This window comes from Pseudomonas sp. SIMBA_068 (assembly GCF_046534705.1).
Classification (GTDB): domain Bacteria; phylum Pseudomonadota; class Gammaproteobacteria; order Pseudomonadales; family Pseudomonadaceae; genus Aquipseudomonas; species Aquipseudomonas putida.
The window spans coordinates 608,543-620,085 of record NZ_JAWRYI010000002.1 but is presented as its reverse complement, the minus strand read 5'-3'; the positions used below and the strand labels follow the sequence as shown (position 1 = coordinate 620,085).

At 63.4% G+C, this 11,543-nt stretch carries 10 protein-coding genes; 3 read left to right on the top strand and 7 right to left on the bottom strand.

Going from position 1 to position 11,543, the window contains the following annotated elements:
• The 3 genes from bamA to SB756_RS09065 all read left to right on the top strand — a co-directional run.
• Positions 1–1,443: outer membrane protein assembly factor BamA (bamA, locus tag SB756_RS09075; protein WP_410910699.1), on the top strand; the 1,443-nt coding region annotated here is incomplete at its 5' end.
• Between the two features lie 251 nt (positions 1,444–1,694).
• Positions 1,695–2,078, top strand: a complete 384-nt coding sequence (locus SB756_RS09070) for a hypothetical protein (protein ID WP_410910698.1) — start codon at positions 1,695–1,697, stop codon at positions 2,076–2,078.
• Positions 2,079–2,092: 14 nt separating this feature from the next.
• Entirely contained in the window at positions 2,093–3,058 is a 966-nt protein-coding gene (locus SB756_RS09065; RefSeq protein WP_341795629.1) for an endonuclease, read from the top strand.
• Between the two features lie 39 nt (positions 3,059–3,097).
• Here the strand turns inward: SB756_RS09065 and SB756_RS09060 are convergent, their stop codons facing one another.
• From SB756_RS09060 to SB756_RS09030, 7 genes are all read right to left on the bottom strand, one after another.
• Positions 3,098–4,072 (bottom strand): 2-hydroxyacid dehydrogenase, encoded by a 975-nt coding sequence (locus tag SB756_RS09060; RefSeq protein ID WP_341795630.1) that lies wholly within the window; start codon positions 4,070–4,072, stop codon positions 3,098–3,100.
• A gap of 10 nt (positions 4,073–4,082) precedes the next feature.
• Positions 4,083–5,363 (bottom strand): MFS transporter, encoded by a 1,281-nt coding sequence (locus SB756_RS09055; RefSeq protein ID WP_341795631.1) that lies wholly within the window; start codon positions 5,361–5,363, stop codon positions 4,083–4,085.
• 59 nt (positions 5,364–5,422) lie between these two features.
• Complete coding sequence (locus SB756_RS09050; RefSeq protein WP_410910697.1) at positions 5,423–6,373, bottom strand: sugar kinase; 951 nt, start codon at positions 6,371–6,373, stop codon at positions 5,423–5,425.
• The gene (locus tag SB756_RS09045) at positions 6,366–7,145 is read right to left on the bottom strand and encodes a sugar phosphate isomerase/epimerase family protein (protein ID WP_410910696.1); all 780 of its coding nucleotides are present in this window, start codon (positions 7,143–7,145) and stop codon (positions 6,366–6,368) included. The genes SB756_RS09050 and SB756_RS09045 overlap by 8 nt, the downstream gene beginning before the upstream one ends.
• Positions 7,146–7,211: 66 nt before the next feature.
• The gene (gene ptxS, locus SB756_RS09040; protein ID WP_410910695.1) at positions 7,212–8,231 is read right to left on the bottom strand and encodes a transcriptional regulator PtxS; all 1,020 of its coding nucleotides are present in this window, start codon (positions 8,229–8,231) and stop codon (positions 7,212–7,214) included.
• A gap of 264 nt (positions 8,232–8,495) precedes the next feature.
• Positions 8,496–9,743 carry a c-type cytochrome gene (locus SB756_RS09035; protein ID WP_410910694.1) on the bottom strand — a complete coding sequence of 416 codons (1,248 nt, stop codon included), beginning with the start codon at positions 9,741–9,743 and terminating at the stop codon, positions 8,496–8,498.
• A 12-nt stretch (positions 9,744–9,755) separates the two neighbouring features.
• Entirely contained in the window at positions 9,756–11,540 is a 1,785-nt protein-coding gene (locus SB756_RS09030; protein ID WP_410910693.1) for a GMC family oxidoreductase, read from the bottom strand.
• Positions 11,541–11,543 lie beyond the last annotated feature (3 nt).

Below are 11,543 nucleotides of genomic sequence, written 5' to 3'. Positions count from 1 at the left end.
ACCCGTCGTCTGGGCAACGAAGGCTACACCTTCGCCAACGTCAACGGCGTGCCACAGCCGAACGACCAGGACCACACAGTCGACATCATGTTCGTGGTCGACCCGGGCAAGCGTGCCTACGTCAACCGCATCAACTACCGCGGCAACACCAAGACCGAAGACGAAGTGCTGCGTCGCGAAATGCGCCAGATGGAAGGCGGCTGGGCTTCGACCTACCTGATCGACCAGTCCAAGACCCGTCTGGAGCGCCTGGGCTTCTTCAAGGAAGTCAACGTCGAGACTCCGCCGGTGCCAGGCACTGACGACCAGGTCGACGTCAACTACAGCGTTGAAGAGCAAGCCTCCGGCTCGATCACCGCCAGCGTCGGTTTCGCCCAGAGCGCCGGCCTGATCCTCGGTGGTTCGATCAGCCAGAGCAACTTCCTGGGTACCGGTAACAAGGTGTCCATCGGCCTGACTCGCAGCGAATACCAGACCAAGTACAACTTCGGCTTCGTCGACCCCTACTTCACCGCCGACGGTGTCAGCCTGGGCTACAACCTGTTCTACAACACCACCGACTACAGCGATTACTACGACGATGGCGTTTCGTACTATGCGATCAACAGCTACGGCGCCGGGGTCAGCTTTGGCTACCCGATCAACGAAACCTCGCGCCTGACCTACGGCCTGACCCTGCAGCATGACGACATTTCGCCGGGTACCTACAGCGCCGACGAGATCTACGACTTCATCTCCCGTGAGGGCAAGAGTTTCAACAACCTCAAGGCGTCGATCGGTTGGTCGGAATCCACCCTCAACAAAGGCGTGTTGGCCACCCGTGGCCACTCGCAAAGCCTCACGCTGATGGCCACAACCCCTGGCAGCGACCTGTCGTTCTACAAACTGGACTACAACGGCCAGGCCTTCCTGCCGGTGACCAACAACACCTCGCTGCGCCTGCACACCGAGCTGGGCTATGGCAATGGCTACGGGTCCACCGACGGCTTGCCGTTCTATGAAAGCTACACCGCAGGGGGCCAGGGTTCGGTGCGCGGGTTCAAGGACGGCACCCTCGGCCCGCGCAATACCCCGGCCACCGGCACCTACGCCAGCGCCGGTCAGGCTTACTATTCCGACCGCGACACCGACGTGCTGGGGGGCAACATCCTGATTACCGGCGGCGCCGAATACATCTTCCCGTTGCCGTTCGTGAAGGACCAGAGCCAGCTGCGCAGCTCTCTGTTCGTCGACGCCGGCAACGTTTATGCCGACACCTGCTACCTCTCGACCACCCAGGGCTGCGGCAGCGTCGACCTGGCGCAGATGGCCGTGTCGCTGGGGGTTGGTGTGACCTGGTACAGCCCGATGGGGCCACTGAGCTTCAGCCTGGCGGCGCCATTGAAAAAGCCGGATAACGGCGAGACACAGATCTTCCAGTTCTCGCTGGGGCAGACGTTCTGATACACCAGCCATGCACGGCCCCTGTAGGAGCGGCCTTGTGCCGCGATGGGCTGCGCAGCAGCCCCATAAGTTGTTGCCATGACGCTGAAATCCCGGGGCTGCTGCGCAGCCCATCGCGGCACAAGGCCGCTCCTACAGGGACCGCGTAGGGCCTGTTTGAGTATTACCCGCTTTTACCCCCGCTTAACCCAAGTTGACAGTCACCTTGCCTAAGCTGGCCAACACCCGAACCCGCCCAGCAGGACACCCTCATGCCTCCGTTCACACCCTGTTTCCCGACATCACTGCGCCACGATGAAGTACCGATCGCACTGCTCGACCTGGTCCAGCAACGCCTGGCCGGCCTGCTGGGCCCACGCTTTACCGTGGTGCTGGGCGGCAGTGGCAATGGCGCCGGGGTCAGTCATTACCACTTGGCAATCCAGCACAACCAGAGCGGCGTTTCACTTGAGGACTCTGGCGACGTCGGTGCCGGTTTCATCGAGCGGCTGCTGCGCATGGGCGCTCAGGTCAGGGATATGCTCGACTCAGCCACGTTCGACCGCATGGCCGGCGACGACCCGGGCCGACCGCTGGTATGGCTCAGCGAGCTGGCCAGCGACCGGGAAAGCATTACAATGCGCCCCCCAATCTGAAATATGTTTTTCCCATGAAATCACTGCTTTACGCCGTAACCTTAGTGTTTTCCTTCACCCTCCCTGCCTTGGCCAACCCGCCAGCCACGTTCACCGAGGCCAAGGTGGTGGCCAAGCAGAAGGTGTACCTGGACCAGGCCAGCAGTGCCATGGGCGACCTGTACTGCGGCTGCAAGTGGACCTGGGTGGGCAAGTCCGGCGGCCGCATCGATGCGGCTTCGTGCGGCTACCAGACCCGCAAGCAACAGAACCGCGCCGAGCGCACCGAGTGGGAACACATCGTGCCCGCCTACACCTTCGGCAACCAGCGCCAGTGCTGGAAGAACGGCGGCCGCGAGCACTGCGTGGACAACGACCCGGTGTTCCGCGCCATGGAAGCCGACCTGTTCAACCTCTACCCGGCCGTGGGCGAGGTCAACGGCGACCGCAGCAACTTCAACTACGGCATGGTCGCGGGCAATGCCGGCGAGTATGGCCAGTGCACCACCAAGGTCGACTTCGTCCAGCGCGCCGCCGAACCGCGCGATGAAGTCAAAGGCCTGGTGGCCCGTACCACGTTCTACATGTTCGACCGTTACCAACTGAGCATGTCGCGCCAGCAGCAACAGCTGCTGATGGCCTGGGACAAACAGCACCCGGTGTCGGCCTGGGAGAAAGAGCGCGACCGGCGCATTGCCGCGATCATGGGGCACGCCAACCCGTTCGTGAGCGGGGAACGCAAGTGGACGGCTGACTACAAGCCAGTTGGCAGTGGCGTGGCGCAAGCGGTGCCGGTGAAAGCCAGCAAGGCAGAGGCCAAGCCGAGCCTGGCCACTGTCCAGTCAGTCGGGGCCGTGCTTGGCAACCGCAACAGCCACGTTTATCACCTGTCTGCTGGCTGCCCGGGCTATAACCAGGTTGCCGCCAAGAACCAGGTTACCTTCGCTAACGAGGGTGAGGCGCAGGCAGCGGGCTATCGCAAGGCAGGTAACTGCCGATAGACCTGTATTGTACGGGGGCTGCTGTGCAGCCCCTTGTTCTCAGGTCCTGCACTCCTCATTCACCAAATTCGCCGGCCGCTCGCCGGCCAGCGCGCTGAGCAGGTTGTCTACCGCGCAACGCGCCATGGCCTGGCGGGTTTCCTCGGTCGCGGAGCCGATATGCGGTGTCGCTACCACGTTATCGAGCTGCAACAGCGGCGAGTCTACTGATAGCGGCTCCTGCACAAACACATCCAGCCCCGCACCGCGTATGCGCCTGGCCCGCAACGCTTCGACTAGCGCCTGCTCATCCACCACGCGCCCGCGTGAGATGTTCACCAGGATCGCCTCAGGCTTCATCAACGCCAGCTCCCGTGCGCCGATCAGGCCTTCGGTGCTGGCGCTCAGCGGCACCGTCAGGCAAACGAAATCCGCCTGCTGCAACAACTCATCCAGGCTGCACTGGCGTGCCGCATGGCGCGCCTCCACCTCGGGCTTGGCGCGCTGGCTGTGGTACAGCACACGCATGCCAAAGCCAGCTGCCGCGCGCCGGGCCAAGGCTTCGCCGATGCGGCCCATGCCAACGATGCCCAAGGTCTTGCCATGCACGTCACAGCCAAAATGCGCCGGCCCCAGGTTGGCCTGCCAATGGCCGTCACGCACCCAGTTCGCCAGCTCCACCACCCGCCTGGCTGTAGCCAGAATCAAAGCAAAGCCGGTGTCGGCAGTGGTTTCGGTGAGCACGTCAGGTGTGTTGGTCAGCATCACCCCACGCCGGCTGAGTTCGGCAACATCGTAGTTGTCCACGCCCACCGAAACGCTGGACACCACTTCCAGCTGTGGCGCCAGGTCCAGCAGGCTGGCATCCAGGCGCAGGCTGGCCCCCAGCAACCCGTGAGCACCCGGCAACGCATCGCGCAGGCGGGCCAGGCCATCGGGCTGGGAGGTATCCACCCAGGTCACCTCGACGCGCTCTTGCAGGCGTGCCATCAAGTCGTCGGACAGGCGTTTGTACAGCACGATTCGCTTCTTCATTGCAGTTTTCCTATGAGTTCATGGCCAGCCGCGAGCTACCGCGCTTCGTCTGGGATGTATTGAGTGCGGCGGTAAGTGCCACTGCGGTCAGCAGCGCGCCGCACATAAACAGGTAAGAGGCCCCTGGCCCGCCCGTAGCGCCATTCAGGTAACCCACCAGCCACGAGCCGCCGAACGAGCCCAGCGCGCCCATGCTGTTGATCAGCGCCATGGCCCCGCCTGCGACGTTGGCCGGCAGGATCTCGGGCACGATCGCGAAGAACGGGCCATAGGGTGCGTACATGCAGGCACCGGCAACCACCAGCAACGCGTACGACAGCCAGAAATGCTCGCTGCCCAACGCGTACGAGCCATAGAACGCCACGGCGGCAATCAACAGTGGTGGCCAGACGAAGCGCTTTCGCTTTTGCAGGCGGTCGGACGCCCAGGACACACCGACCATCGCCAGCACCGCCGCCAGGTACGGCACCGAGGCCAGCCAGCCGGCCTGCACGATATCCACATTCGCGGCCTCCTTGAGAATCGACGGCAGCCACAGCACGAAGCCATACACGCCAATGCTCCAGCAGAAGTACTGCAGCGCCAGGATGATCACCTGCGGCGAGCGGAACGCCTCGCGGTAGTTCTTCACGGGCTTGATACCCTGTTGCTCGGCGGCCAGTGCCTGCGCCAGGGCCGCCTTCTCCTGATCGCTCAGCCACTTCACCTGGGCCGGGCGATCATCCACCAGGCGCCACCAGAAGAACGCCCAGATCACGGCAGGCAGGCCTTCGATGATAAACATCCAGCGCCAGTCGTAATGCTTGATCAGGTACCCCGAAACCACCGACATCCACAGGATGGTCACCGGGTTGCCGAGCATCAGGAAGGTATTGGCACGCGAGCGCTCGGCACGGGTGAACCAGTGGCACAGGTACACCAGCATGGCCGGCATGACGGCGGCCTCTACCACCCCGAGCAGAAAGCGGATACCTATCAGCATGTAGACGTTGCTGACCATGCCGGTGAGCGTGGCAAGGCCGCCCCACAGGATCAGGCAGACGAAGATCAGCTTCTTCACGCTGCGCTTTTCGGCGTAGATGGCGCCGGGCACCTGGAAGAAGAAATAACCGAGAAAGAACAGCGCACCCAACAGCGAAGACAGCACCGGGGTGATGTGCAGGTCTTCGGCCATGCCGGAGGCGGCGGCGAAGCCGTAATTGGCGCGGTCCAGGTACGCCAGGCTGTAAGTGACGAACACAATCGGGATGACGTACCACCAGCGGCGAGGTGCCAGGCTTTGGCTTTGCATGGTTTGGTTCTCCTGAGCTTGTTTTTTTTGTTGCAACAGGTGATTCGGGGTTGGCTGGCTCACGCGCTTCTGCGCAGGTAGTAGGCCTCCAGCTCGTGGCGCAACGGCAGCCCTTCCATGTCGCCGCGCGACTGCACGGCGCGGCTGCCGCACCAGTTGCCACGCGCCACTGCTGCGGGCACGGCGCGGCCCTCCAGCAACGCGCTGAGCACGCCGACGGCGAAGGCATCACCCGCACCGACGGTGTCCACCACTCTGCTGACCGGCACGGGTGCTACCTGCCCTTCGCCCTTGGCGCTGCGGAAGTAGGCGCCGGCATCGCCCAGCTTGATCACCACCAGTTCCACCCCTTGGTCGAGGTAGAACGCGGCGATGTCCGCCGGGGTATGCTGGCCGGTCAGCAACCGCCCCTCTTCCAGGCCCGGTAGCACCCAGTCGGCCTTGGCCGCCAGGGCATTGGTTTCGCGCACCATGCTGTTTTGATCCGGCCACAGCGAGGGGCGCAGGTTGGGGTCGAACGATATGCTGCGCCCGGCTGCGCGCATGGCGTCCACCAGCGCGTGGGACAGCGCACGGCAGCTGTCGGACAGCGCCAGCGGGATGCCGGTGGCGTGCAGGTGGCGAGCCTGCAGGCAGGCAGGGTTCAGCAGTACGGGCGACAGCCTGCTGGCTGCCGAACCGCGGCGAAAGTACTCCACTGCCGGGTCGCTGCCATCATCGCAACGCGCCTTGAGCTGAAAACCCGTCGGGTAACTGGCATCCACCTCGACACCGGAACAGTCAAGGCCTTCGCGGCGCAAGCTGTCGAGCACGAAACGGCCGAGCGAGTCGTCGCCTACCCGGCTCAGCCAGCGCACCTTGAAGCCCAGGCGTGCCAAGCCGATGGCCACGTTGCTGTCGGCGCCGGCTATGCGTTTGCCGAACTGACCGACACTGGCCAGGTCACCTGTTTGCTCGGCGACGAACATGGCCATGGTCTCGCCGAAGCACAGCACGTCATGCTCATGCATGGGCCACCTCCACCCTCGCGCCCAATGCAGACAGGCTGCGTACCTGGGCACGGGTAAGCGCCAGCAAGTCTTCGCCAACCAGGGGGTATTCGACGGCGCGCATCACGCCGGGGGTGAACTCGGTCATCAGCGCTGCCCACGCCTGCAGGTCCGCCGCTTGGGGCGGTATGGCAACCAGGCGACCATCGGCCCGGCGCTGCACAGCCTTGCAATGCACATAGCGCACCCAACGGCCCAGTTGCCGTGCGGCTTGCCGCGCAGGCTCGCCTTGCCACTGCCAGTTGCCGATGTCGAAGGTCATGCCCAGACGCAGCCCAAGCGTGTCGGCACGCTGGAAGAACTGCAGCAGCGGTTCGATCCTGCCACCGTGTGCGGTTTGATCGTTTTCCACCAGCAGCAGCGGCCCCTGCGCAGGCAGCAGCGCTGCCAGGGCGGTTACATCGCAGTGCGCATCGAAGTGCCCCAGGGAAACCTTCAGCGCTACAGCGCCAAGCGCCCGGGCAGTTTCCAGCTTGCGGACCAGTAGCGGGTCAGGCACGCCTTGCGCGGTCCACAGTTCAAGAGGTGTCGAGTACAGGCACTCCAGGCGCAGTGCGGCGATGACCGCACCGAGTGCAGCCGCGTCCGGTGCACTGGCGAACAACTCTTCGCGCAATTCCACTCGGCTGACGCCAGCGGCCGCCAGCATGTCCAGGAACTGCTCCTGGCCACGCTGCCGCACAAAGTCGGCACCGTAGCTTGAGAGGCTGATGGAAACGGGGTTCGGGTGCATTGTTTTTATCCTTATGAAACCGGTTTCATTTTAAGTCGGCAGCAGCAGGCGCGGGCCTGCCGTTGCTTACTGGGGTTGGGTTGAACCGCGGATGATGAGGTTGGCCTTGAAGTCGATGCGCCGGGCTGCCCCGTTGTCGCCGCGCAGGCGACCGAGCAGGCTTTCGAATGCCGCCACACCGATACGCTCGGTGGGTTGGGCCAGCGCAGTGATGCCTTTGCCAACCAAGGGGTACCAGTCGAGGTCGTCGAGGGCGATCAGCCCGACATCGGCGAACAGGTTGCACCCGGCCTCGTGCAGGGCCCGGGTCACCGCCAAGGTGGCAACGCCGTTGAAGGTGAAGATGGCTTGCGGGCCATGGCCGCGGCTGGCAAGAAACGTAGCAAGTTGGCCCTGCAGCCCGGCGCTGATTTCCAGTACCTGCTGGCGCATGCCGGGCCGGCGGCTGACCGACGCGCCGAATGCCTGCACCCGCTCCAGGCGTGAGCTGGTGCCATCGAGGGGTTCGCTGACCGCCAGGATGTCGCGGTAGCCCTGGGCCTGCAGGTGGTCGAGGGCCTGCTCGACGGCGTCGGCATTGTCCAGGCCTACCAGGTCGACATTCAGCTCGGGCAATTGGCGGTCGACCAGCACCATGGGGATGTCACGCTGCAGGTTGAGCAGTTCGCCGGGGTGATGCCCGAGCGTGTTCACGATCAACCCTTCGACGTTGTAACTCTGCAGGGCCACCAGGTGGTGACGCTCCTGCTCGTCGTCGCGGTTGGTGTTGCACACCACAAGGCTGTAACCGTGCTGACGGCAGGCGGTTTCCAAACCATGCATCACGGCCACTGAATAGGGGTTGAGAATATCGGCCACCAGCATGCCGATCAGTCGCGTCTGGCCGCGCTTGAGGCCGCGGGCCATCTGGTTGGGGCGGTAGCCGAGGCGTTCGATGACCTGTTCCAGACGCTTGGCCGTGGCTTCGGCCAACAATTGGCGATCGCCCCCGATGTAACGGGAGACGGTGGCCTTGGAAACACCAGCGACACGCGCTACTTCGCTGATGGTGACCCGTTCGCGGGCATGGGCAGGCGCGTCGGTCATGGGCGGTCCTTATGATTATTGTGATAGCGATGAAACCGGTTTCAATACAGCAAAACTGCGGCAGTTCGTCAACCTGCCGTTGGTCGGCAATGTTGAAACAAAGATGATATTCAAGATTAGATAAGCAAATTAAATAATTGATGCAAATACAATTTCACCCAAAAACAATGTGGGAGCGGTTCACCCGCGAATGCGTCGGTAGATTCGACATCGCATTCGCGGGTAGGCCCGCTCCCGCAGTGGATCAGGGTGCAGCTGGAGAGGTCAGCGAAGCGACTTCACATCACCCGCCGTAACGGCGCTGCCCTGGTTACCCCAGCTGCTTCTGATGAAGTTCACCACCTCGGCAACCTCCTGGTCACTCAGGCGCCAGCCGAATGCCGGCATGGTGAAGTTCGAGGGCGCGGTGTGCGTCGCCGGCACCGTACCCCCCGCCAGCACCACGTGAATCAGCGATGTGGCATCTGCGGTCTGTACCACCGGGTTGCCAGCCAACGCGGGGAACACGCGGGTGTAGCCTTGGCCATCGGTCCGGTGGCAGGCCGCGCAGTTGTCGATGTACACCGCCGCCCCGGGTTTGCTGTCGTCGCCCTTCCACAGCGCATCCGCGACCTGCTTGTCGTAGACGTGCGGCTGGTCATTCGGATTGCTTGACGGAAGGGTCTTCAGGTAACGGGCGATTGCGCTAAGGTCGGCGTCACTCATGTGCTGCATGCTGTGTTCGACCACATCGCTCATGCCGCCGAACACCGCGCTGCGATCGCTACGCCCGGTCTTCAAAAACTGAACCAGCTGCGCTTCGGTCCAGCTGCCCAGGCCGTCCTTGTGATCGCCACGCAGGTTTTTCGCAATCCAGCCTTCCAGCGGTGCGCTGCCGGCCAGGAACTGCTCGCCATCTGCAGGGCTCAGCGCCTTTTCCTGCATGGTCAGCGCACGCGGTGTATGGCAGGCGCCACAATGCCCAAGGCCTTCGACCAGGTAAGCACCACGGTTCACCACCGGGTCGGCTGCAGCCGATGCCTGCCAGGGCTTGGCCTCGGGCGCAAACAGACCACGCCAGATTGCCAGCGGCCAACGCATGCTCAGCGGCCAGGGAATGTCAGTGGCCTGGTTCGCCTGCTCGACCGGCTCCACACCCTTCATGAAGTAGGTGTACAGCGCCTGCATGTCCTGCTCGCTGACCCGCGCATACGACGGGTATGGCATGGCCGGGTACAAGGTGCTGCCATCCTTGCCAATGCCCTTGCGTACCGCCTGGTCGAAGTCTTCGAAGCTGTAATTGCCGATGCCGCTGGCCGCCGGGGTGATGTTGGTGGAGTACACCGTGCCGATTGGCGTTTCCATCGGCAGGCCGCCGGCAAAGGCCTTGCCGCCCTTGGCGGTGTGGCAGGCCACACAATCACCGGCGCGGGCCAGGTACTCGCCCTGGCGCACCTGCGCATCGTCATTCGCCACGGCCTGTAAGGCCGTAGTGGCACCGAGCAGCAGGGTTGCGATCAACATTGTCTTCATGCTCATCGCTCCTCAGGCCTGGACCAGCGGGCCGGGGTTTTTCAGGTACTGCTCGCGGATCGCGCGTGCCGACCAATAGGTCAGCGCGGCCACCAGCCCGGTCGGGTTGTAACCCAAGCCCTGCGGGAACGCCGAAGCCCCCGGCACGAACACGTTATGCACGTCCCAGCTTTGCAGGTAGCGGTTCAGTGCACTGGTCTTGGGGTCGGTGCCCATGATCGCACCGCCGTTCAGGTGGGTAGTCTGGTAGCTGGCGGTGTTGAAGTGGTCCTTGACCTGCTTGCCCAGCACGGCAATGGCCTTGGGGTTCATCGCCTGAGCGATCTTGCTCAGCTTGTCGACCATGAACTGGTTCATCTTGATGTCGTTTTCCTGCCAGTCGAAGGTCATGCGCAACAGCGGCTGGCCGTAGGCGTCGCGGTAGGTGGGGTCCAGGTCCAGGTAATTGGCACGGTAGGACTGGTGGGCGCCATGGGCGTCCATCGACACCTGGTGGGTGTAGTAGTCGGCCGTGGCTTTCTTCCAGGCACTGCCCCAGGCCGGCGTACCCGGCGGGTTGGAGGTGCCGGCAATCGGCCGGCTACCGGCCTGGTTCACCCACATCGGCGAGCCCCCGACAAAGCCGTGGGGGCCATGGTCGAAGTTGTCGGCATTGAAATCGTCGATGGCAATGCCGTTGCCACCTGCGCCGATGAAGTTGTTGGTGTAGGTGTTTTTGTCGAAGAACGCCTTGACCGTGCCCATGTTCTGGTAGGCGAAGTTACGCCCGACCACACCTTCGTTCTTGACTGGGTCATAGGGCTTGCCGATGCCGGAAAGCAGCATCAGGCGCACGTTGTTGAACTGGAACGCCGCCAGGATCACCAGCTCCGCCGGCTGCTCCACCTCGCGCCCCTGCGCATCGATGTAGGTCACGCCAGTGGCCTTGCGCTTGCTGTCGTCCAGGTTTACCCGCAGCACATGGGCATTGGGCCGCAACTCGAAGTTAGGCACCTGGCGCAGCGCCGGCAGAATGTTCACGTTGGGCGAGGCCTTGGAGTACATGTAGCACACGTAGCCGCTGCAGAAACCACAGAAGTTGCACGGCCCCATCTGCGCCCCGTACGGGTTGGTGTAAGGCCCGGAGGTGTTTGCCGATGGGAGGTTGTAGGGTTTGTAGCCCAGGCTGGTGGCGGCTTTTTCGAACAGCCTGGCCGACACCACGTTCTTCTGCGCGGGCAGCGGGAACGGGTTGGAACGGTCCGGCGCGTAGGGGTTGCCGCCCTTCCCTTCACCGACCACCTGGCCGTTGACGGTCCAAGCCTGACCAGAGGTGCCAAAGACCTTTTCGGCAAAGTCGAAATACGGTTCCAGTTCTTCGTAACTGACGCCAAAGTCCTGGATGGTCATGCCTTCGGGAATGAACTTGCGCCCGTAGCGCTCTTCGTAGTGGCTGCGCAGGCGCAACTCCACCGGGTCGACCCGAAAGTGCACACCCGACCAGTGCAGGCCCGCACCGCCCACGCCCTTGCCCGGCAGGAACGCACCGAGCTGGCGATTGGGCAGTGCCACGTCATTCACGCTATGGCGAATAGTGACGGTTTCTTTCGACACATCCACGAACAGCTTCTTGCGCACGCTGTAGGTCAGCTCATCGATCACTTGCGGGTAGCTGCCTTCCGGGTAGGTATCCTGCATCGGCCCCCGCTCCAGGGCCACCACGTGCAGCCCGGCCTCGGTCAGCTCCTTGGCCATGATCGCGCCAGCCCAACCGAAGCCGACGATGACCGCATCCACTTTGTTCAACACAGTCGCCATGCC